Origin of the sequence: Nocardioides sp. zg-DK7169 (assembly GCF_013155365.1) — a bacterium.
GTDB lineage: Bacteria > Actinomycetota > Actinomycetes > Propionibacteriales > Nocardioidaceae > Nocardioides.
The window spans coordinates 316,836-338,750 of the sequence record NZ_JABJRA010000004.1 but is presented as its reverse complement, the minus strand read 5'-3'; the positions used below and the strand labels follow the sequence as shown (position 1 = coordinate 338,750).

Below are 21,915 nucleotides of genomic sequence, written 5' to 3'. Positions count from 1 at the left end.
GGTAGGACGCCGCCCCACGCGCCTCAGAACCCGCGGACCGCACCACCATCGACGCGGATCACCGACCCCGTGACGAACGAGGCCCGCGCGGAGCACAGGAACGTGACGACGTCGGCCAGCTCCTCCGCCTCGCCGAGCCGGCCCAGCGGGATGGCGCCGACGTGCCCGGACCGCACCTCCTCCGGCGTACGACCTTCGGACCGGGCGCGGGCCGACTCGAAGCGGTCGAGGGCGGGGGTGGCGAACTGACCGGTGGCGACCACGTTGACGAGCACGTCGGGGGCCAGCTCGAGGGCCAACGAGCGCGCCGCCGCGGCGACGCCGCTGCGCATGACCGAGGAGAGCGCCAGCTCCGGAGTCGCCTCCACCACGGACCGGGCGGTCAGGAAGACCAGGCGGCCGCGACCCTCGCGGGCCAGGTGGGGCGCGGCGGCGTGGGCGACCTCGACCGCCGGGGCGAGCATCGAGCGGTACGCCGCGTCGAGCTCGTCCGCCCGCTCCAGGAGGCCGCCGGGCGTACCGCCGCCGGTGTTGACCACGCAGACGTCGAGGCCGCCGAGGGCGGTGACCGCCTCGGCGACGGCCCTCGCTCCGGCGCCGGGGTCGGTCAGGTCGGCACCGAGGCCGGCGCGGGCACCGAGACGCACGGCGACCGCGTCGGCGCGGGCGCGGTCGCGGCCCGCCACCACGACCTCGGCGCCCTCCGCCAGCAGACCGGCTGCGACGGCGGCGCCGAGGCCGGAGGTGGAGCCGAGGACCAGGGCCCGTGCACTCTTCAGTCCGAGATCCATGGCGTCAGAAGATGAACACGGCCACGCAGGTGGACACCAGCAGGCCGGCGACCACCGGCAGGAACAGCTGGCGGACCAGCTCCAGCACCGAGACCCTGCAGAACCCTGCCACCGCGAGCAGCGAGGACCACGCGATGAGCGTGCCGCCGCCCGTCCAGATCGCACCCATCTGACCGATCGCCGCCAGGGTCTCCGGGTCCATGCCCGCCGCCGGGCCGAGCGCGCCGGACAGCGAGCCGGTGAGCGGGAGGCCCGAGAACCCGGAGCCGTCGAGACCGGTCGCCATGCCGATCAGCAGCATGCCGAGCCCCATCACCAGCGGCACATCGGGGATCGCGTCCTGGGTCTGCGCGACCAGGTCGAAGAGGAAGCCCGGCGCGGCCGCGCCCTCGTCCAGGGACATGATCCGTCCAGCGAAGTCGGAGTTGCCGATGAAGAAGAACCCGGCGATCGGGATCACGACGCCCATGGCCTTGAACGCGAACACCAGCCCGTCGACCACGTGGGTGGCGCAGGTGTCGAGGAAGTTGGAGCGGTCCTGCGCCAGGGTGGCGATCATCAGCAGCAGCGCCGCCGTACCGCCCACCAGGCCGGCCGCGTCGCCGCCGGTGCTCTCGGGCACCACGTCGGTGAACTTGCCGAGGGCCATGTAGCCCACGAGCAGGCCGAAGACGACCGGCACCAGGATCGCGAAGACCCGGGCCCGCCGCTCCGAGGCGCCGGCGTCGGCGTCCTCATCGAAGCTCAGGGTCGGTGCACCGGCCCGCCCGGACACCGGAACAGCGTGCTCGCCGCCACCGGTCGTGGTCACGGTCGTCGTGCCCGAGATGCCGTCGTCGCCGGAGACCGGGACCTCGATGTTCGCCTCGGCCAACTCCTCCACGAGGGACCCGTCCTCGCCGATGCGCTCCCACTGGTCGAGCAGCGCCTGGTCGGGCGGCAGGATCTGCCTGCGCATGCGCAGGAACACGATCACGATCGCGACCGCGCCGGTGATCAGGGACAGCACCATGGCCCGGTCGGCCACGGTCCCGGTGTCGACGCCGGCGGAGACTGCGGACAGCCCCGGCGCCACCTGGATGACGTAGTCGCTGGAGAGCGCCATGCCTTGGCCGGCGATGGCGATCGCCATCGCGCCTGCCATCGCAGGCAGACCGGCACGGATCGCGGCGGGAAGCAGGATCGCGCCGATCAGCGGCACCGCCGGCGTGGGCCAGAAGAAGAGGCTGATCAGGTAGGTGACGGAGAAGATGATCACGAACGCGGTCGAGCCGTTGCGCATCATCCGCTGGAACGGCAGCACCATCCGCTCGTCCGCGCCCATGGCCCTCAGCCCGCCGAGCAGTGCCGTGATCAGCGCGATGATCAAGAAGATGCTGAACAGCTCGGAGGCCGCCACCAGGCTCGCGTTGAAGACGGAGGAGAGTCCATCCGCGAGGCTTCCGGTGAACACCCACGCGGTGACGAACGTGGCGGTCACGGCCGGCACGACGACGTTCTTGCGGTAGATCATCACGACGATGATCACGATCATGCCGAGAAGGTAGATCCAGTGCCCTGCGGTCAAGTCCATCCGACCGGTCTCCTCTACAGCTCCGGAGCGGATCCGTACGACCGCCCACTAGATGCGTGCCAATCTCCTTCCGTGGGACGCGAGGGTCAACGAGCGTTGTGCACAGGTGCCCGGACCGAGAATTGTGCGTTGTGTCGTGGCACACGTCTGCGCCCCGGCCGGGAATGGGCGGATCCGCGCGCCGACCCCTAGACCAGGTGCAACGTCCGCGCCACCGCCAGCGCCTCGCTGCGGCGCCCGACGCCGAGCTTGGCGTAGAGGTGGGAGACGTGGGTCTTGACGGTGTTGCCGGAGACGAAGAGGGCGGCCGCGATGTCGTCGTAGGTCTCGCCGCGGGCGAGGTGCACGAGCACCTCGCGCTCGCGCGGGCTGAGCCCGGGCGACCCCGCCGGGGCCGCCGCGGCTGCCGGGTCGCCCGGGCTCGCGACGGTGACGGGGCTGGCGAACACGAGGTCGGGGCGGGAGGCTGCGTCGGCAGCGACGCGTAGCGTCCAGGGGGTGGGGTGGGCGGCGGCGAAGCGCCGCAGCAGCGCTCCGAGCGGCGTGCCCTGGCGCGACCAGCCGAGGAACGCCACGGCGTTGCGGCGCAGCTCGCTGGCCCGGCAGGCCTCGGCCAGCCGTTCGTACGCCGCCGCCTCCTGGCCGAGCGAGTCCAGGAGCTGCGCCTCGCAGACCAGCGCGACCTCCCGGCTCGGCGGCTGGGCGTACGACGCGTCGCGCGCGGCGACCGCGAACTGCGCGCTGGCCTCGGCGCGGGCGCCCGCGAGGTCGGCGCGCAGGCCCGCGGCGAGCGCGGACTCGCCCGCGGCCCCGAGGGCGGCGAGGTCGGCCGTGAACGCGTCCAGCCCCTGGGCGTCCGAGCGCAGCACCGCGACCAGGGCGCGCTCGACGAGGACCACCACCCGCAGGTGCACCGGCAGCCCCGCCGCGCCGGGCAGCTGCTCCCACGGCGCGCGCAGCAGGTGCTCCGCCTCGGCCGCGTCCCCGCCCTGCCACGCGACCCGCGCGGTGTGGACGCGTTGCCAGAAGCGGGTGCCCGGGTCCGCCGGGTGCGCCGACCCACCGTCCGGTGGACAGGAGCGGGTCCCCCACGCGCCGGGCCCGGTCGGCGGCTCCACGGACCCGGCCAGCGCCCGCGCGAGTTGGGCGCGCGCGGCGTCGTGGCCTGCTCCCGCTCCCTGCTCGGCGAGCAGCCGGCTCGCCTCACCCGCGGCCTCGGCGCAGGCCCGCTCGCGTCCGGCGGCGTGCTCGGTCAGTGCGAGGTGGGAGGCGGCCGACCCGACGAGGGCCGGGAGCCCGCGGGCCCTTGCCATCCCGACCGCGGCGGCCAGGTGCGCCTCCGCGTCCTCGAGCTCACCGCGCCAGCCCTCGGTGGCGCCGAGCTCGGCGAGCAGCAGCGGCAGGACCGCCCGGTCGGGCCCCGCACCCAGCGCGTCGTCGACCGTGGCGACCAGCCCGCGCGCGTGCTCGACGGCTGCGCCCAGCGGCTCCAGCCCCAGCCGCGCGCGCCACAGCCGGACGCACGCGTGCTGCAGGGCCCCCGACACGTGAGGATCGGAGGCGGTCCGCTCCATCCAGTGCTGCGCCGCCACCACGTCGCCCTCCGCCCAGCGCTCCCACGCGATCGCGAACCACGAGGCAGGGATCTCCTCGACCTCCTCGGCACAACGGCGCGCGAAGTCGCGCACCCGCTCGCCGTGGCGGCGCACGAGCATCGTCAGGCCGTGGGTCCCGAGCAGCGCCGCGGCCGCGGCGACGTCGCCCACCGCGACCAGACGCCGGAAGGCGTCGTGCAGGTCCCCGCGCGCGACGTCCAGGCCGACCGCACGGGCGACCGTGCCGCGCGCCTGGACCGCGTCGACACCCCCTTCCGCCAGCCGCCTGCGCGCCGCGTCTCCCAGCACCGGGTGGACCCGGAACCGCGGCTCGCCGGTCGCCTGCCCGTCGGGAGGCGCCACGCGGCCGGCGAGCAGCCCCGTGGCCGCCAGCAGGGCGAGCACCTGGCCGGCCCCCGGGTCGTGCGACAGGTGCACGGCGCAGGCAGCGTCGACCTCCCCCTCGGCGGCCACGCTCAGCAGCAGGTGGCGCTCACGCGGCGTCAGCGAGCCGAACACCTCGTCGCCGAGCAGGTCGCCGGGGCGCCCGCCGCCACGACCGAGGCCGTCGGCCGTGGCGGCGGGGTCGGGGCTCGTCGCGACCGCGCGAGAGGCGAGCACCACCGCAGCGCCCCAGCCCGCGGCGTACTCGTCGACGGCCCGGACCACGGCCGGGTCCTCGGTCCGCGCGTGGACGCGCACCAGCGCAGCGGTCTCGGCCGCGCTCATCCGCAGGACGCCGCCGGGCACGACGCTCAGGTGGCCGAGGAGCTCCGGCACCCGCCGGGACAGCGCCGGCTCCGACCGGCCCACCAGCAGGACCCGGAGCCGCTCGGGGTCCTCGCGCAGGAGCGCGTCCAGGCGTGCCACCGCCGAGGAAGCGAGCGCGTGCGCGTCGTCGACCACCACCAGTCGGGGGCGCCGGGCGCGGGCCACGTCGAGCACCGCGGCGAGCCGGTCACCGGTCCAGGTCGGATCGCCCTGCACCCAGGCGACCTCGCTCCCCGCGACCGGCCCGGCGCCACGCCGTACCCAGCCCGCCACCCCCAGCGACTTCCCCGCCCCGGTCGGGGCGACCAGGAGGGTCACGGCGCGGCCCGCGGCGGCGTCGAGCTGCTCCCACAACCGGCGCCGGGCCACGTAGCCCTCGGGCAGCCGCGGCAACCCCGCCACCGTCCCGCTGCCGGTGAGCCGGCTCGGGCGGTACGTCGCGGACGGGCCCGCCGTGCTTCCGTCGTCGGGGTTGCCGTCCTTCACACCGCGCTCCCGTCCCTGGATCCGCACCCGAGCGGGGCACAGGGACCGGACGGAGCGACGGGGCCCTGCGACCGACCGCGGGCCGGCCCGAGCCGTCTCGTCTGGTCGTTCGTCTGCCTTCGACGGTATGCCGAGCCCCCAGCGTTGGCGAGCGTCGGCGCGCGAGCGTCTCCGCCCCGAGGCCCGGACCCGACCGGGCGGCCCGCTCAGTCCCGCGCGATGCGGGTGCAGAGCGCCCAGATGACCAGCACGTTGAAGGCCAGGACGACGATCGCCCAGAACGGGTAGTAGGGCAGGAACACGAAGTTCGTGACGCAGCCCAGGACGGCGATGACGATGCCGATCACGCGGGCCCAGGTCTGTCCGGTGAGGATCCCGATCCCGGCGGCGAGGCCGATGACACCGATCACGAGGTGCACCCAGCCCCACGTGCTGACGTCGAAGGCCCAGACGTAGTCCTCGCGGCCCCTCACGTAGATGTCGTCCTCGCCGATCGCGGCGACGGCCTGGAGGACCTGGAAGACCGAGACGGTCGCCAGCATGACGCCGGCGAACGCAGCCACGCCGGCCGCGAACACGCTGCCGGCCGACTCATCGGACCGCCGGGGAGGCGGGCGGGTGCTCATCGTCGGGCCCTCAGTCCTCGGCGAAGGCCTTGCGCAGCGCAGCCTCCTGGTCGGTGGACAGGTTGGTGAAGAGCAGCTCGGCCGGCTTGTGGTCGGCGAAGGCATCGCGCACCTTGTCCACGACTGCGTCGGAGGTCAGCACGAACAGCGCGGACGTGCCGGGCGTGACCTGGTCGCGGACCCGGTTGATGAACTCGTCGTCGATCCCCACGTCGGTCAGCGACCCCGCCAACGCACCTGTCGCGGCGCCGAGCGCGGCCCCGATCAGCGGCACGAAGAAGATCAGGCCGAAGAGCATCCCCCAGAAGGCACCGCCGAGCGCCCCGATGCCGACGGTGTTGTTGGCCTGGTGGGTCCTCGGCCGCTTCTTGCCCTCCTCCCACGACACGGTCGCGGCGTCGATGAGGGTGACGACGTTCGCGCGGGCAAGCTCCGCGAGCGTGGCTTCGGCCTCGTCGGCACCTCGGGGGTTGTCGAACTTCCACACGGTCAGGGTGGGCTGCGCCATCGCTGCGCTCCTCGCTGTGAGACGGGCCCGGCGCGCTCGGCCGGCCGGGCAGGGCATCTCCCACCGTGCGCCCCGGGCGGGCCGCGGCCATCACCCGTTCCCGGTGATCCCGCGCCCGGCCGGCGCGGACCTCAGTCCCCCTCCTGCCGTGCCTGCTCGTCGAGCAGCGCCCGCGCGTGCGCGCCGTCCTCCTCCTGGTCCAGCCCGCGGCGGAAGCTGTCGAGCTTCTCGCGCCCCGCCGGGAACGGCGGCAGCAGCGGTACGTCGGGGTCGACGACGGCCTCGAGGACCACCGGGCGGTCCGCTGCGAGGGCACGGTCCCAGGCGGCGTCCACGTCCTCGGGCCGCTCGACGCGGATGCCGGTGAGGCCGAGCAGCTCGGCGTACCCGGCGTACGGGAAGTCGGGAAGGCGCTGACTGGCGTCGTAGCGAGGGTCGCCCTCGGTCTCGCGCTGCTCCCAGGTGACCTCCGCGAGCTCGCCGTTGTGCAGGACCAGCACCACGAACCGCGGGTCGGCCCACTCCCGCCAGCGGTGCGCGACGGTGATCAGCTCGGTGACGCCGTTCATCTGCATCGCGCCGTCACCGACGAGCGCGACCAGCGGCCGCTCCGGGGCGGCGAGCTTCGCGGCCAGCCCGTAGGGCACCCCCGAGCCCATCGAGGCGAGCGTCGAGGAGAGGTGGGCCGGGACGCCGGGCGGGAGCCGGAGGTGCCGGGCGTACCAGTAGGTCACCGAGCCGACGTCCACGCTCACCAGGGCGTCGTCGGGCAGCCGCTCCGACAGCGAGCGCACCACCACCTCGGGGCTGAGCGGGTCCGCGTCCTGCCCGGCCCGCTCGGCGGCCAGCCGGTGCCAGCGCTCCACCTGCGCCTCGACCTCGGTGCGCCAGCTCGTGCCCCGGCGCTCCTCGAGCAGCGGGAGCAGCGCGCGCAGCGTCTCGGCGGTGTCGCCCACCAGGCCGACCTCGACCGGGTAGCGGTTGCCGAGGTGGCGCCCGTCGATGTCGACCTGCACGGCCCGCGCCTGCCCCGGGGCGGGGTAGAACTCCGTCCACGGGTCGTTGCTGCCCACGACCAGCAGCGTGTCGCACTGGTCCATCAGCCAGCCCGAGGCGGTCGTGCCGAGGTGACCCATCACCCCGCAGCTGGTGGGCAGCGACTCGTCCCAGTGCGGCTTGCCGAGCAGGCTGGTCGTGACGCCGGCACCCAGGCGCTCGGCGACGGCCGCCAGGAGGTCACCGGCGTCGCGCGCGCCCTGGCCGACCAGCAGCGCCACCTTCTCCCCCGCGTTGAGCACCGCCGCGGCCTCGGCGAGGTCCTCGTCGTGGGGCAGCACCCGCGGCGGGCGCCACTGCGGCGCGGTCGGCACGACGCCGTGCTCGTGCGGCGGCACGACCGGCGCCGGCGCGACCTGCACGTCGTGCGGGAGCACCACCACGCACGGCGACCGGGTCGCCAGCGCGGTGCGGAACGCCCGGTCGACGACCATCGCCGCCTGCTCGGGCGCCAGGACCGCCTGCACGTACTGCGCCGCCACGTCCTTGAAGAGCGCGGTGAGGTCGAGCTCCTGCTGGTACTCCGCCCCGAGCGCGGTCGTCGGCTGCTGGCCCACGATCGCGACGACCGGCTGGTGGTCGAGCTTGGCGTCGTACAGCCCGTTGAGCAGGTGGACGGCTCCCGGCCCCTGGGTGCTCACCATGACCCCGACCTCGCCGGTGTACTTGGTGTGCCCGACCGCCATCAGCGCGGCGTTCTCCTCGTGCCGTGCCTGCACGAACTCGGGGTCGCCGTCGGCACGGCGCAGCGCGCCCATCAGGCCGTTGATGCCGTCCCCGGAGTAGCCGAAGACCCGGTGCACGCCCCACGCCAGCAGCCGCTCGACCACCAGGTCGGCGACCAGCCGCTCCTCACCCATGGCGAGCCTCCCGTCGCGCCGCCGGTCGGTGCTGCCTCGCTGCTCGCATGGTTCTCCTCCAGGCTCGGGAGGGCCCTCGGTGCCCAGGAAGGCCCCGGCCGATGCGCTGCCCGTGGCTCAGTCGGCGCGCAGCCGGGCGTAGGCGTGCTGGAGGAAGTCCGAGACGCCCACGATCGAGAACGTGGCGGCCCACGCACGGGCCGCGCCCGGGGCGAGCGCGAGTCCGGCGACGTACGCGCCGCCGACCCACGGACCGAGGCAGAACGGGCACAGCAGCAGCTCCCCGACCGTGTGGCGGTGCCCCTCGCGCGGCCGCTCGTCGACCTCCGCGGCCCCGGCCTCGCCCTCGAAGACCGTGAACGGCGCGCGCAGCGGCGTCGCGACCCCCTCCTTGGCGATGATCCGGGCGAACTTGTGGGTCGCCAGCGCGCCGAGCACCAGGTCCCGGGCCGCGTAGCCCTCCGGCACCCGTCCGGTACGCCGCGCCGCCCAGCCGGCGAGCACCGCGGCCGAGCCGAAGGTCGCCATCGCCGCGGCGTACCCGGCCTGGCGCTGCGGCTCGTGGGGGCTCTGCGACGGAGCGGGCTCCGCGCTGCCGGAGGCCGGTACGGCGTCCTGGGCGTTCTCGGTCCTCATCGACGTGCCCCCCGGATCCGGCGGACCACGCGGTAGCTCGCCACGGAGGCGAGCACCCAGGGCCCGGCGACCACGACCGGGTCGAGCGCGTGGTGCACGACGTCCGCGCGCCCGCGGCCCAGCCGCGAGGACAGGCCGTGGCGGCGCCGCTCGGAGAGCACCCCCGTCTCCGCGACCAGGTTGTCGGGGCGACCGCGCACCGCAGCCGAGACGAACCCCTCGGCGACGTCGACACGGTCCGCGGCGAGCAGCAGCAGCCAGTGGGCGGCACGGCCCTCGCTGAAGCGGCGGTAGGCGACGCGACGCAGCGCTCCGGAGGCGCCGCGCAGCGGCTGGGCGGTGCCGAAGACCGGTGTCAGGAAGGCGTGCTCGACCGAGCGCTCGCGCCCCTCTCCCCCGGGCTGGCGCTCGGGGAAGGTCCAGCGGGCGCCCGACGCGGCGGGGTCGTAGACCTCCTGCGGGACCGAGGGCCGGTCCGCCGGGTCGAGGTCGGCGCCCCAGCCGGGGATCCGGGCCCGCAGCACCTCGCGGGACTCCGCCAGCGGGGGCTTGTGCCGGGCGTAGGTGTACTGCGTCATCAGCTCGGCCACGGTCTGCTCCGCGCCGTCGTCGTTCTGCTGGGACATCTAGGAGCCTCTCTCAGGCCGCCGGCACGATGACGGGCTTGATGATCCCGTCCAGCTTGGCGGAGAACGTGTGGTAGCCCTCGGCGATGTGCTCGAGGGGGAAGCGGTGGGTGATGATCTCGCTCGGGCGCAGGTGGCCGTTGCGGATGTGCTCGAAGAGCCGGGGCCACTGCCGCTTCACCGGGCACTGGTTCATCCGCAGGGTGAGCCCCTTGTTGAGCGCGTCGCCGAACTTCACCGCGCTGAACATCGGCCCGTAGGCGCCCATCACCGAGACCGAGCCGCCCTTGCGGACCCCGTCGATGGCCCAGTTGAGGGCCACCGGCGAGCCGCCCTGGAGCTTGAGCTTGGCCGAGGTGACGTGCATGAGCAGGTTGCCGTCGGCCTCGGCCCCCACGGCGTCGATGGCCACGTCGGCACCCAGGAAGCCGGTGATCCGCTTGAGGTGCACGACCACGTCGTCGTGCTCGGCGAAGTTGATCGTCTCGGCGTGCGCGAAGGTCCGCGCCTTCTCCAGGCGGTGGTCGAGGTGGTCGACGACGAGCACCCGCCCGGCGCCCATCAGCCAGGACGACAGCGCGGCGTACAGACCGACGGGGCCGGCTCCGAAGACGACGACGGTGTCGCCCTCGCGGATCTCGCCCAGCTGCGCGCCGAAGTAGCCGGTCGCGAGGGCGTCGGTGCACATCAGGGCGTCCTCGTCGCTCATCCACTCCGGGATCAGCGCCGGCCCCACGTCGGCGAACGGCACCCGGACGTACTCCGCCTGACCGCCGTCGTAGCCGCCGCAGGTGTGGGAGTAGCCGTAGATCCCGCCCACCGCGGTCGCGTTCGCGTTGACGTTGTGGCAGTTGGAGTACAGCCCGCGAGCGCAGAAGAAGCAGGACCCGCAGTAGATGTTGAACGGCACCATCACCCGGTCGCCGACCTTGAGGTTGCGCACGTCCGGTCCGACCTCGTCGACGACGCCGACGAACTCGTGGCCGAAGGTGTGGCCGACCCGGGTGTCCGGCATCATCCCGTGGTACAGGTGCAGGTCGGACCCGCAGATCGCGGCGAGGGTGACCTTGATGATCGCGTCACCGGGGTGCTCGATCCGGGGTCGGTCCTTCTCCTCGACCCGGATCCGGTACGGACCCCGGTAGACCATCGCGCGCATGCGCTCTCCTTCGTCGCTGACCGGTTCGTGGGCGCCCGCTCGGGTGGCCGCCGGGCACCGTGTACCCGAGTCCGGCGGCCTCACTCACCCGTACGCCGACCTCCGCCCGGACGGGTGAGGACGCCGAGACGGGCGAGGAGCACGAGCAGGATCAGCGCCCCGGCGGCCATGCCGAGCGGGGTGCCGGTGAGGGCGCAGACGAGTGCGGGCAGCAGGTGCAGACGCGTGGTGAGGCTCATGACGGATCCTTCGCGACGAGGGTGGCGGGCCGGCGGCTGCCGGCAGCGGTCAGAGCAGCAGGAACAGCCCTCCGCCGACCACGAGGGCGGGAAGGGTGGTGAGCACGGTGGCCAGCAGGGCGGCGCGGTGCTCGAGGGCCGCGAGCGGCAGGAGGGCGTCCCCGTCCTGGCTGACCATGTTGGCGACCAGCGTCGGCAGCGGCATCCCACCGGCGAGGAAGATGCCGGTGAAGACGATCTGGATGGCGCACCCGGGGATCAGTCCGACGAGCGCCCCCACCGCCACTCCGACCAGCCCCAGGACCGGCAGCTGAGTGCCGTCGAAGCCGGTGGCGTGCGAGAGCACCGACCACGCGAGGTACGCCGCGGCTACCCACACCGTCACGAAGGCGACCTCGTGGCCGCCGTGGCGCAGCACGTGGGCCATCGACGTCGGGCGCGCGTCGCCCAGGTCGTCGTCGGCCAGCCGGCAGCCGCCCCGGACGAACGCGAGCACCGCGACGAACGTGCCGGCCAGGCCCAGCACCAGATAGGTCCCCGACGGGGTGATCACCTGGAAGGTGACCGGGATGCTGATCGTGGCCCCGGCCCCCAAGGTGACCCACAGCAGCAGCGGCAGCACGCCGAGGGCGTGCAGCGCCGTGGCCGGTTCCCTGCTCAGCAGCGCCGCCCGCACCGTCACCCCGGCCTCCGGACCCACCTGTACGGCGGGACGCGCCGGCCGGGGCTGCGCCACGACGGCTGCCGGGCGGGGACGCTCGCGGCGCGCGGGTGCGATGCCGAGCGCGTCGACCAGGTAGCCGCTGGCCGCGCCGGTGATGAGCAGGAGCGCCTTGAGCTGGAGGGTCAGCAGCGGCTCCGCAGCGAGGAGCACCCACGTGGCATCGCCCATCGTGGCGACCAGGGCCGCCACGACCGCGCCGTACGACACGGCGCCCCGCGCATAGGCGGCCACCACCAGGATCGCCCCACCACAGCCGGGCGGCATCGTGAGCAGCGCGGCCACCAGCGGCGCCAGGCGCCGGTAGCGGACCACGAGCTCGTCGAGGCGCCCGCCCCAGCGGTAGTGGGCCCACCCGACCGGGGCGACCAGCAGGGCGACGAAGACGCCGACCTGCATGAACGCGTCGGCCAGGGGGCGCAGGACGAGGTCGGTCATGAGGGTGCTCCTCGCTGTCCGGACTCGGGATCGGGCTCAGTCGTCCGGGGTGAGCGCGTCCTTGGCCTTGGAGAACAGGTTCTGCGCACCCTGCGCGTAGGCCCCGCCCGCGTTGCCCGGCTTGCCAGGACCCTTGGAGCCGTCGTACGTCGCGAACAGCAGCGGGTCCGGCGCCGGGACCTCGTTGACGTCGTCGGCCAGCGGGCGTCCCTGCTCGAAGGAGATCTGCTGGTCACCGACGAGCGTGGTGCCCTGGGCCCAGCGGCCCTCGTGGGCGGTCGAGTCGTCGTGGAAGCTGTAGAAGGTCCGCGCCGGCTCGGTCTTCTCCTCGTCCTTGAGCGAGTCCTCGATCCCGTCGGTGAACCCGTCCTCGATCAGCTGCTCGATCCCCAGGAGCCACTGCTGCTGGTGGAAGGTGTCGCGTGCCAGGTTGAACTGGAGCATGTCCTTGACGCCCGGGTCGTCGGTCATCTGGTAGACCCGCGCGGTCTGCAGCCGGCTCTGGGCCTCCGCGGCGACGTTGTGGCGGAAGTCCGCGAGCAGGTTGCCGCTGGCCACGATGTACCCGCCGTTCCACGGCACGCCCTGGCTGTTGGTGGGCATCGCGGCGCCGCCGGTCACGATCGCCTGCTGCGGGTTCTGCCCGCCCAGCACCGCCGCGAGCGCGGGGTTCGCCGCGGCCGCCTCGGCCTGGGTCTCGGACGGCGCGCCCTCGAGGAGGCGGGCCATCATCGTCACGAGCATCTCCACGTGACCGATCTCCTCGGTCCCGATGTCCATGATCATGTCCTTGTACTTGCCGGGCATCCGGCAGTTCCAGCCCTGCCACAGGTACTGCATCATCACCGTCATCTCGCCGAACTGTCCGCCGACGAGCTCCTGGAGCCGGGACGCGAAGAACGCGTCGGGACGCTCGGGCTTGGCGTGGAACTGAAGGGCGCTGCTGTGTCGGTACATGGGTGCTCCTCCTCGTCCGGGCCCCGGGCGGGGCCGATCGGTGCCGAGGACCCTTCCGGGCCGCCGTCACCGCGCCGTCGGCCCGGACGTAGGCACGGGTGTGGCCATGTGCGTGCGGGACGCGTGTCCGCGCCGTCACCGTCGCGTCGCCACCTCAACCGCGGTGCGGGCCCAGGACCACCCCCACGGGTGGGTATGGGTCCGTCGGGACGGGGTCACCGGGGCTCGTTCGACGCGTCGACAGCAGCTGGGAGGCTCCGTGGACAGTCCTCGTCCCCCACTCGGACGCCTCGCGCTCCTGGGCGGGCTCGAGCTGAGCTTCGACGCCCAGCCGGTGCGGGTGGCCCCCGCCGCCCAGCGGCTGCTGGCGGTCCTGGCGATCCAGCACCGCCGCGCCCCGGCGAGCCGGATGAGCCTGGCCGAGCGGCTCTGGCCCGACACCGCGGTGGAGAAGGCGACGTCCAACCTGCGCTCGATCCTGTGGCGCATGCCCCGTCCGCGTGCCCGCAGCCTGGTCCTGGCCACCGCCACGCAGGTCCGGTTGTCCGACGACCTTGCGGTCGACCTGTGGGAGGCGGAGGACCTCGCCCGCGCGCTGTGCGCCGACGCGGGCGCCGACCCGGACGCGCTGGCCAGCCTGCACCTGCTCGAGGCCGACCTGCTCCCGCACTGGCAGGAGGACTGGCTGCTCGTGGACCAGGAGGCCCACCGGCAGCGGCGCCTGCACGCCCTGGAGCACTCCTCGCGCGCGCTGCGCGAGACCGGGCGCTTCGACGAGGCGCTCCGCGCCGCGCTGGGCGCCGTACGGTCCGAGCCGCTGCGCGAGAGCGCCCACCGGCGGGTGATCGAGGTGCACCTGGCCGAGGCCAACCACGCCGCCGCGCTGCGCCAGTACGACACCTACCGCCGCCAGCTCGCCGACGAGCTCGGGCTGCCGCCGTCCTCCGAGATCCGCCGGCTCGTCGGGCCGCTGCTCGGGCGTCCCGTCGACCGCTGAGCCACGCCCGCCGAGGCGGGCGTCAGCGCAGCAGCACGATCCCGACGACCAGCATCGCGAGCAGGGCGACGACCACGCCGCCGAGCACGTACAGCGCGGTGAGGTAGCGCTTGAGGCCGCTGCGCGACGGGGCCTGCTCCTCCTGGCGGCGGTGCTCCTCGGTGAGCTCGTGCGCCGATCCGGGCGGCGCCGCACCGATCTCCTCGCGCAGGTACGCCGCGCGCCCGTCCTGGTCCGGGGCGTCCACCAGAGGTGCGTCGGAGCCCTCGGCCTCGCCCGGGTTCTCGCGCAGCTCGGTGAGCGCGGTGCGGGGGTGGTGCAGGTCGAAGGCCGGCGACTCCGAGCGGATCCGCGGCAGCTGCTCGAAGTTGTGCCGCGGCGGCGGGGAGGTGGTGGCCCACTCCAGCGAGCGACCCCAGCCCCAGGGGTCGTCCTCGCCGACCTGCGGGTTGCGGCTGGTGATGTAGACGTTGTAGAGGAACGGCAGCGTCGAGAGGCTCAGCAGGAACGCTCCCACCGTCGAGACCTGGTTCATCGCGGTGAACCCGTCCTCCGGGAGGTAGTCGGCATAGCGGCGGGGCATTCCCGCGACGCCCAGCCAGTGCTGGACCAGGAACGTCAGGTGGAAGCCGACGAAGAGCAGCCAGAAGTGCACCTTGCCCAGCCGCTCGTCGAGCATCCGCCCGGTGAGCTTGGGCCACCAGAGATAGAACCCGGCGAACATCGCGAACACCACGGTGCCGAACACGACGTAGTGGAAGTGCGCGACCACGAAGTAGGAGTCCGAGACGTGGAAGTCCAGCGGCGGGCTGGCCAGGATGACCCCGGTCAGACCGCCGAACAGGAACGTCACCAGGAAGCCGATGGTCCACAGCATCGGGGTCTCGAAGGACAACGACCCGCCCCACATGGTGGCGATCCAGTTGAAGAACTTCACCCCGGTCGGCACCGCGATCACGAACGTCATGCCGGAGAAGAACGGCAGGTTCACCGCGCCGGTGACGAACATGTGGTGCGCCCACACTGCCACGGAGTACAGCGCGATCGCGATCGTGGCCCCCACCAGGCCGACGTACCCGAAGATCGGCTTGCGGCTGAAGATCGGGATGATCTCGGAGACGATGCCGAAGAACGGCAGCGCAATGATGTAGACCTCGGGATGGCCGAAGAACCAGAACAGGTGTTGCCACAGCAGTGGCCCGCCGTTGCTGGGGTCGTAGATCTGGGCGTCGAGCACCCGGTCGGCCTCGAGCATCAGCAGCGCGCCGCCGAGGATCGGGAACGCGAGCAGCACCAGGAGGCTGGTGATCAGCGTGTTCCAGGTGAAGATCGGCATCCGGAACATCGTCATCCCCGGCGCGCGCATGCAGATGATGGTCGTGATGAAGTTGACCGCGCCCAGGATGGTGCCGAGACCGGCGATGTAGAGACCCATGATCCACAGGTCACCGCCGACGCTGGGGCTCCGGGCCGCGTCGGAGAGCGGCGTGTACGCCGTCCAGCCGAAGTCGGCCGCGCCCTGCGGGGTGAGGAAGCCGGAGGCCGCGATGAGGCCGCCGAAGAGGTAGAGCCAGTAGCTCAGCATGTTCAGCCGTGGGAACGCCACGTCGGGTGCGCCGATCTGGATCGGCATCAGGACGTTGGCGAACCCGAAGAACAGCGGCGTCGCGAACAGCAGCAGCATGATCGTGCCGTGCATCGTGAACAGCTGGTTGTAGACCTCGTCGTTCACGACCTGCTGGCCCGGGAAGGCCAGCTCGGACCGGATCAGCACCGCCATCAGGCCACCGACGAGGAACCAGATGAACGACGTCGTGAGGTAGAGCTTGCCGATCAGCTTGTGATCGGTGGTCGTCATGACCCGGACCAGCTCCTTGCCCAGCGCGGGGCGGGCGGGCCTGCCGGTCGAACGGAGAAGGATCGGGTCGGCGACCACGGCTGACTCCTCGGGCTCGGTGACGCACGCCGCGGGCCGGCGTGGGCCGATGCGTGCGGGTATCCGCGATCCGCCCCACCAAACCTGCCCCGCAAACCCGGTCCGCCGGAACTGGTGTGAGCGGGCCGTCTGCGGGCACCGGCTGCCGTACCTGCCCCGAGGAGGCACCGATGGACCGTGCGCGTGCGGAGAGCCACCAGCGCGCCACGGGCGCCGCCCGGCCCGGCACCGCCTCCGCCGTCAGGCCCGGCACCGCCTCCGCTTCCGGCACTGCTCGCCCCTCCGGCACGAGCACCGCGCTCCTGCGCGCCACCCACCCGGGACCGGTCCTCGCGGTGACCACGATCGCCGGCCTGCTCGCCGTGGCCGCCGGGCGGCCCGCGACGACGGTGGCGCTGGTGACCGCGGCCGTGCTGTGCGGACAGCTGAGCGTCGGGTGGGGCAACGACCTCGTCGACCTCGCTCGCGACCGAGTCACCGGGCGCGCCGACAAGCCGCTCGCCACCGGCGAGCTCGGGATCGGTACGGCGCGGGTCGCGCTCGGTCTGGCCGTGGCGGCGTGCGTCGTGCTGTCGGCGCTGCTGGGCTGGCGCGCCGCGCTCGCGCACCTCGGCTGCGTCGGCCTCGCGCACGCCTACAACCTGGGTCTCAAGGCGACCGTCTGGTCCTGGCTGCCGTACGCCGGCGCCTTCGGGCTGCTCCCGGCCGTGGCCACCCTCGCGGTGCCCGACCCGGCCCGCCCCGCGTGGTGGGCGGTGCTCGCGGGCGCTGTCCTGGGGGTCGCGGCCCACCTGGTCAACGCCGTGCCCGACCTCGACGACGACGCCCGCACCGGCGTCCGCGGCCTCCCCCACCGCCTCGGCGCCCGCCGCAGCCGGGTCGGGGCCACGCTGCTGCTCCTGGTCGCCTCCGCCCTCGCCGTCCTCGGCCCCGGCGGACCGGTCGCGACCTGGTCGCTCGTCGTCCTCGCCGCTGTCGGCGCGCTCGCGGTGGTGGCGCTGCGCGGCGAGGGGCGCTGGCCCTTCCGCGCCGCGATGCTCATCGCCCTGCTCGACGTCGTCCTGCTGCTCGGAGCCACCGCGTGAGCCCGTGGCACCCGGTGCGCCGTCCCCGACCGCCCGCTGCCCCCGTCCCCCACCCCCCGAGGAGTCGTTCATGCGCATTCTGAGCGTCCGCGGCGCCCTGCCCGAGCACCGCCACCCGCAGGCGGCCATCACCGCCTCCTTCGTCGACACCGTGATGCGCGACAGCGTCGACCGCAGGGTCGTCGAGCGCTTCCACCGCAACGCCGGCGTCGAGACCCGCCACACGGTGCTGCCGTTGAGCGCCTACCCCGACCTCGAGGGGTTCGGGCCAGCCAACGACGCCTTCATCGAGCACGGCGTCGAGCTCGGCGCCCGGGCGGTCGTCGACGCCCTCAAGGCCGTGGGCCTGCGCCCCGACGACGTGGACCTGCTGATCTCCGCGACGGTGACGGGCCTCGCCGTCCCCTCCCTCGACGCGCGCGTGGCCGGCCTGACCGGCATGCGCGAGGACGTCGTACGCATGCCGCTGGTGGGCCTGGGGTGCGTGGCGGGCGCGGCCGGGATCGCCCGGCTGCACGACTACCTGCTCGGCCACCCCGACGCGGTGGCGGTGCTGATGAGCGTCGAGCTGTGCTCGCTGACCCTCCAGCGCACCGACCCCTCGATCGCCAACCTGGTCGCGAGCGGGCTGTTCGGCGACGGGGCCGCCGCGGTGGTGGCCACCGGCAGTGGCCGGGCCGAGGAGCTGGTCGCCGAGGGCCACGTCCAGCCCGAGGTGCTCGCGAGCCGCAGCCGGCTCTACCCCGGCTCGGAGCGGGTGATGGGATGGGACGTCGGCTCCAGCGGCCTGAAGGTCGTGCTCGACGGCGCGGTGCCCGACGTCGTACGCCGCTACGTGGGCGAGGACGCGACCCGCTTCCTCGCCGACCACGGACTGACCCGCGACGCCGTCGAGTGGTACGTCGCGCACCCCGGCGGGCCGAAGGTCCTGGAGGCCCTGCAGGAGGCGCTCGGCGTCGAGCGGGAGGCGCTCCAAGTCACCTGGGACTCGCTGCGCGACATCGGCAACCTCTCCTCCGCCTCGGTCCTGCACGTGCTGGCCGACACCCTGCGCGACCGCCCACCGCGCCCGGGGTCCTACGGGCTGCTGCTGGCGATGGGGCCGGGGTTCTGCTCCGAGCTCGTGCTGATGCGGATGCCGCGATGAGCAGCGAGGTGCTCTACACCGCGATCATCCTCGCGGTGGTGCTGGAACGATGCGCCGAGGTCGTCGTCTCCCAGCGCAACGCCGCCTGGGCCCTCTCCCGGGGCGGGGTCGAGTCCGGGCGGGGCCACTACCCCGTGATGGTGGTGCTGCACGCCGGGTTGCTGGTCGGCTGCCTGGTCGAGGTGCACGCCGCCGGGCGCAGCTTCGAGCCGCTGCTGGGCTGGTCGATGCTGGCCCTCGTCGTGGTCTGCCAGGCGGTGCGCTGGTGGTGCATCACGGTGCTCGGGCGGCAGTGGAACACCCGGGTGATCGTGGTCCCGGACCTGCCGCTGGTGCAGGCCGGGCCCTACCGGGTGCTGCCCCACCCCAACTACCTGGTCGTCGTCCTCGAGGGCATGGCGCTGCCGCTGATCCACGGCGCCTGGATCACCGCCGTCGTGTTCACCGTCGCCAACGCCGCCCTGCTGCGGGTGCGGATCCGGGTCGAGGACCGCGCGCTGAGCGCCGCGACCGTCTCGTGAGCGTCCGCACGGTCGACCTCCTCGTGGCCGGCGGCGGTCCGGCCGGGTTGGCCGCCGCGGTGCACGCGGGGCGTGCCGGCTGGGAGGTCGAGGTCTGGGACCCGCGCAGCGGGGCGCTCGACGGGACGGACGCCGGGACCATCGACAAGGCCTGCGGGGAGGGGCTGATGCCCGGCGCGCTGGCAGCGCTGCTCGCCCTGGGCGCGGATCCGGCGGGGCACGACCTGCTCGGGGTGCGCTACGCCGCCGGTGGCCGGGCCGCGACCGCGGACTTCCGCCACGGCCCGGGGCGCGGGATCCGGCGTACCGCCCTGCATGCCGAGCTCACCCGAGCGGCGCTGGAGGCCGGCGTACGCCTGGAGCGACGCACCGTGGGTGCGGTCGACCAGGACGCCGGCGGGGTGCGGGTCGCGGAGGTGCGGGCGCGCCACCTGGTCGCTGCGGACGGGCTGCACTCCCCCGTGCGACGACGCCTCGGCCTGGACCTGCCCGCGGCCCGGCACGCCCGGTTCGGGCTGCGCCGCCACTTCACCCTCGCGCCGTGGTCGCCGTACGTCGAGGTGCACTGGGCGCCGGGCGCCGAGGCCTACGTGACCCCGGTCGGGGACGAGCTGGTGTCGGTCGCGGTGCTGGGCGCGCCCGGGTCGTCGTACGACGCCCGGCTGGCGGCGGTGCCCGAGCTGCGCGAGCGGCTCGCGCGCGCGGAGCCGGCGAGCGACGTGCGCGGCGCGGGCCCGCTGCGGCAGGGCGCACGGCGGCGGGTCGCCGGCCGGGTGCTGCTGGTCGGGGACGCGGGCGGGTACGTCGACGCGCTCACCGGCGAGGGGCTCGCCCTGGCGTTCGCCCAGGCGGAGGCGGCGGTCGCCGCGATGCGCGCCGGGGAGCCGCAGCGCTACGAGCAGGACTGGGTGCGCCTGACCCGCCGCTACCGCTGGCTCACCGCCGGGCTGCTGGCAGGCACCCGCCCGCGAGCGCTGCGGCGCGCGATCGTGCCCGCGGCCCGCGCGCTGCCGCGGGTCTTCGACGGCGCCGTCAACGAGCTGGCCCGACCGGTGGGGCCGCTGCCGTCGCCCGTCGGGCGTCAGCGGGTCGGGCGGGTGGCGTCGAGGACGAGGTCGACCAGTCGGTCGACGTAGCCGGGGCCCGGCGCCCGCCCGGAGGTCAGCGGCGCGAGGAACAGCGGCGAGACCAGCGTGGTCATCACCGTCGTCGCGTCGTGGGTGGTGCCGGCCTCGCCACGGGCGACCGCGCGCTCGAGCATCTGGTGCCAGTCCTGCATGATCGGGGCGAAGTGCGCCGCCACGGCGTCGTTGAACCCCGGGTGGCGCCCCGAGACCATGATGCGCGTCATCGTCAGGTCGACCGGATCGGCCGCGAAGGCCGCGACCCGGTGCGCGAAGGCCCGCAGGTCGCCCGCCCACGAGCCGGTGTCGGGGACCACCACGGTGCGCGCGTGCTGGGTGAGCGCCTCGGCCAGCAGGTCGTCGTGGGTGGGCCACCAGCGGTACAGCGTGCGCCGGTTGACCTCCGCCCGCTCCGCGACCTCCACCGTCGTGAACGGGAACCGCTCCTCACTCAACAGCTCCAGCACCGCCCGCCCCACGGCCAGCCGCACCTGCTCGCTGCGCCCACCACTGCGCTGTCGTGTCGGGACGGTCATGATCGCCCACCCTAGTGCGCGCCGTCGGTAGAGCGCCGCGCCGTTGGTCGAGCTTGTCGAGCCCCAGGGGGACGGCAGAGACCTGGGGACGAACCCTTGATCTCGAACACATGTTCGACTACAATGAGGCATGGCCTCCCCAGATCTCCCCGACTGCGACACCCCAGTCGCGGTGCTGGCGTTCGCACGGTCGCAGCGGGCTGCGGCCCAGGCCGCGGAGGTCAAGGTCCTGGAAGCCGCTCTGACGTGGGCGGCGATGCACCCCGAGGAGTCGATCCCGACGAACTCGACCAACGGTGCCGGCGGACTGATCTTCGCCGAGCTGGCCGTTCCCCTCGCGGGCGAGGGCACCCCGCTGGTCGCCGAGTTCGCGCTCATGGAGCTCGGCGCCGCGCTCGGGGTGTCCACGGACTCCGCGAAGGCGCTCATCGGCGACGCCCTCGAGCTCGCGCACCGCCTCAAGCGGACCTGGGCGCTCGTGCAGGCGGGAACGGTCCCCACCTGGAAGGGCCGGCGACTGGCGCAGCTCACGAGACTGCTCCCGCTGGACGGCGCCGACTTCGTCGACCGTCAGCTCGCCGCCGCCATCGGCAACGTGGGCTGGGCCGCGATCGAGCGGCTCGTCGACCACGCCCGCGTCACCTTCGACCCCGACGGCGCGGAGAAGCAGCGCCGTCAGGCCGCCGACGGCAGACGCTTCGACGTCCACACCGAGTCGGCCGACTTCGACGGCACGGTCCAGGTCGAGGGCACCCTCGACCTCGCCGACGCGCTCGATCTCGACGCTGCGATCCGCCAGGGCGCCGAGGAGCTGGCTGCGCTGGGGTCGGAGGAGCCGCTGGACGTGCGCCGCTCGATGGCGGCCGGCGAGCTCGCCCGACGCCAGCTCACCTTGGACCTGATGGCCGAGACCGGCGAGGGAGCAGGGTCGGTGGTGAAGCCGCGGCAGGTCGTGATCCACGTCCACCTCTCCGAGGCCGCGCTCGGTGGCGAGCCCGGCATCGCAGGGGTCGAGGAGACCCGCTCCATCGTCTCCACCGACCAGGTCCGCGACTGGTGCAGCGGTGACGCCCAGGTCGTCGTCAAGCCCGTCATCGACCTCGACGCCCACCACCACACCGACGCCTACGCCGTCCCCGACCGGCTGGTCGAGCAGACCCGTCTCACCCAGCCGACGTGCGCGTTCCCGTGGTGCGAGCGGGCGGCCCGCCACTGCGACACCGACCACGTCGTCGCCCACGGCGACGGCGGCCCGACGTGCTCCTGCAACCTGGCCCCGCTGTGCCGCCGACATCACCGGGCCAAGACCCATACCGGTTGGACCTACGAACGAACCGACCAGGCGACCTATCTCTGGCGATCGCCGCATGGCCTCCACCTCGTGAAGTCCGACGGCACCACCCGCCTCCTCACCGCACACCCACCCGACGAGTAGACCTCGGCCCGCTCGCCAACGAGCTCCCCCTTTTAACGCCTCACACTGTTGCTTTTGGTTCCTGCGCCGCTGGATGCTGGGCACCCGACCCG

General features: G+C 73.9%; 19 protein-coding genes and 1 pseudogene. 6 read left to right on the top strand and 14 right to left on the bottom strand.

Annotated features, from left to right (window positions below; all coding sequences use genetic code 11):
- Positions 1 to 23 precede the first annotated feature (23 nt).
- The 12 genes from HOQ23_RS08595 to HOQ23_RS08540 all read right to left on the bottom strand — a co-directional run bounded on the left by HOQ23_RS08595 (position 24) and on the right by HOQ23_RS08540 (position 13,042).
- Entirely contained in the window at positions 24 to 791 is a 768-nt protein-coding gene (locus tag HOQ23_RS08595) for an SDR family oxidoreductase (protein WP_172213762.1), read from the bottom strand.
- Positions 792 to 795: 4 nt separating this feature from the next.
- Positions 796 to 2,364 (bottom strand): hypothetical protein, encoded by a 1,569-nt coding sequence (locus HOQ23_RS08590; protein WP_172213760.1) that lies wholly within the window; start codon positions 2,362 to 2,364, stop codon positions 796 to 798.
- Positions 2,365 to 2,552: 188 nt separating this feature from the next.
- Positions 2,553 to 5,216 carry a LuxR C-terminal-related transcriptional regulator gene (locus HOQ23_RS21505; protein WP_172213758.1) on the bottom strand — a complete coding sequence of 888 codons (2,664 nt, stop codon included), beginning with the start codon at positions 5,214 to 5,216 and terminating at the stop codon, positions 2,553 to 2,555.
- Between the two features lie 206 nt (positions 5,217 to 5,422).
- Positions 5,423 to 5,842, bottom strand: a complete 420-nt coding sequence (locus tag HOQ23_RS08580; RefSeq protein WP_172213756.1) for a hypothetical protein — start codon at positions 5,840 to 5,842, stop codon at positions 5,423 to 5,425.
- Positions 5,843 to 5,852: 10 nt separating this feature from the next.
- The gene (locus tag HOQ23_RS08575) at positions 5,853 to 6,350 is read right to left on the bottom strand and encodes a DUF1269 domain-containing protein (RefSeq protein WP_172213754.1); all 498 of its coding nucleotides are present in this window, start codon (positions 6,348 to 6,350) and stop codon (positions 5,853 to 5,855) included.
- 131 nt (positions 6,351 to 6,481) lie between these two features.
- Positions 6,482 to 8,266, bottom strand: coding sequence for a thiamine pyrophosphate-requiring protein (locus HOQ23_RS08570; protein WP_172213752.1), 1,785 nt, complete (start codon positions 8,264 to 8,266; stop codon positions 6,482 to 6,484).
- 117 nt (positions 8,267 to 8,383) lie between these two features.
- A complete protein-coding gene (locus tag HOQ23_RS08565; RefSeq protein ID WP_172213750.1) occupies positions 8,384 to 8,902 on the bottom strand; it encodes a DUF1360 domain-containing protein in 519 nt (172 codons plus the stop codon).
- Positions 8,899 to 9,528: a hypothetical protein gene (locus HOQ23_RS08560; RefSeq protein WP_253945279.1), complete on the bottom strand. Its 630-nt coding sequence runs from the start codon at positions 9,526 to 9,528 to the stop codon at positions 8,899 to 8,901. Before HOQ23_RS08560 ends, HOQ23_RS08565 begins: the two co-directional genes overlap by 4 nt.
- Positions 9,529 to 9,541: 13 nt before the next feature.
- Positions 9,542 to 10,687 (bottom strand): zinc-dependent alcohol dehydrogenase, encoded by a 1,146-nt coding sequence (locus tag HOQ23_RS08555; RefSeq protein ID WP_172213748.1) that lies wholly within the window; start codon positions 10,685 to 10,687, stop codon positions 9,542 to 9,544.
- Positions 10,688 to 10,767: 80 nt separating this feature from the next.
- Positions 10,768 to 10,926 carry a hypothetical protein gene (locus HOQ23_RS08550; protein ID WP_172213746.1) on the bottom strand — a complete coding sequence of 53 codons (159 nt, stop codon included), beginning with the start codon at positions 10,924 to 10,926 and terminating at the stop codon, positions 10,768 to 10,770.
- 49 nt (positions 10,927 to 10,975) lie between these two features.
- The gene (locus HOQ23_RS08545; protein WP_172213744.1) at positions 10,976 to 12,085 is read right to left on the bottom strand and encodes a putative manganese transporter; all 1,110 of its coding nucleotides are present in this window, start codon (positions 12,083 to 12,085) and stop codon (positions 10,976 to 10,978) included.
- A 36-nt stretch (positions 12,086 to 12,121) separates the two neighbouring features.
- Entirely contained in the window at positions 12,122 to 13,042 is a 921-nt protein-coding gene (locus HOQ23_RS08540; RefSeq protein ID WP_172213742.1) for a manganese catalase family protein, read from the bottom strand.
- Between the two features lie 259 nt (positions 13,043 to 13,301).
- Here HOQ23_RS08540 and HOQ23_RS08535 point away from each other — a divergent pair, with 259 nt between their 5' ends.
- Positions 13,302 to 14,039 (top strand): bacterial transcriptional activator domain-containing protein, encoded by a 738-nt coding sequence (locus HOQ23_RS08535; protein WP_172213740.1) that lies wholly within the window; start codon positions 13,302 to 13,304, stop codon positions 14,037 to 14,039.
- A 298-nt stretch (positions 14,040 to 14,337) separates the two neighbouring features.
- Here HOQ23_RS08535 and ctaD read toward each other — a convergent pair.
- Positions 14,338 to 15,897 (bottom strand): annotated as a pseudogene (ctaD, locus tag HOQ23_RS08530) (cytochrome c oxidase subunit I); the annotation flags it as partial.
- A gap of 248 nt (positions 15,898 to 16,145) precedes the next feature.
- Here ctaD and HOQ23_RS08525 point away from each other — a divergent pair.
- The 4 genes from HOQ23_RS08525 (at position 16,146) to HOQ23_RS08510 (ending at position 19,864) form a co-directional block, all read left to right on the top strand.
- Entirely contained in the window at positions 16,146 to 17,060 is a 915-nt protein-coding gene (locus HOQ23_RS08525; RefSeq protein ID WP_172213738.1) for a UbiA family prenyltransferase, read from the top strand.
- A 70-nt stretch (positions 17,061 to 17,130) separates the two neighbouring features.
- On the top strand, positions 17,131 to 18,207 hold the full coding sequence (locus tag HOQ23_RS08520; RefSeq protein WP_172213736.1) for a type III polyketide synthase: 1,077 nt from the start codon (positions 17,131 to 17,133) through the stop codon (positions 18,205 to 18,207).
- The gene (locus tag HOQ23_RS08515) at positions 18,204 to 18,728 is read left to right on the top strand and encodes an isoprenylcysteine carboxyl methyltransferase family protein (protein ID WP_172213734.1); all 525 of its coding nucleotides are present in this window, start codon (positions 18,204 to 18,206) and stop codon (positions 18,726 to 18,728) included. Before HOQ23_RS08520 ends, HOQ23_RS08515 begins: the two co-directional genes overlap by 4 nt.
- Positions 18,725 to 19,864, top strand: coding sequence for an FAD-dependent monooxygenase (locus HOQ23_RS08510; protein ID WP_172213732.1), 1,140 nt, complete (start codon positions 18,725 to 18,727; stop codon positions 19,862 to 19,864). Before HOQ23_RS08515 ends, HOQ23_RS08510 begins: the two co-directional genes overlap by 4 nt.
- Here the strand turns inward: HOQ23_RS08510 and HOQ23_RS08505 are convergent.
- On the bottom strand, positions 19,810 to 20,388 hold the full coding sequence (locus HOQ23_RS08505) for a TetR/AcrR family transcriptional regulator (RefSeq protein WP_172213730.1): 579 nt from the start codon (positions 20,386 to 20,388) through the stop codon (positions 19,810 to 19,812). The two genes, HOQ23_RS08510 and HOQ23_RS08505, sit on opposite strands and share 55 nt — an antisense overlap.
- Before the next feature lie 130 nt (positions 20,389 to 20,518).
- On the opposite strand from HOQ23_RS08505, the gene HOQ23_RS08500 reads away from it, so the two are divergent.
- A complete protein-coding gene (locus HOQ23_RS08500; RefSeq protein WP_172213728.1) occupies positions 20,519 to 21,823 on the top strand; it encodes an HNH endonuclease signature motif containing protein in 1,305 nt (434 codons plus the stop codon).
- Positions 21,824 to 21,915: the final 92 nt, after the last annotated feature.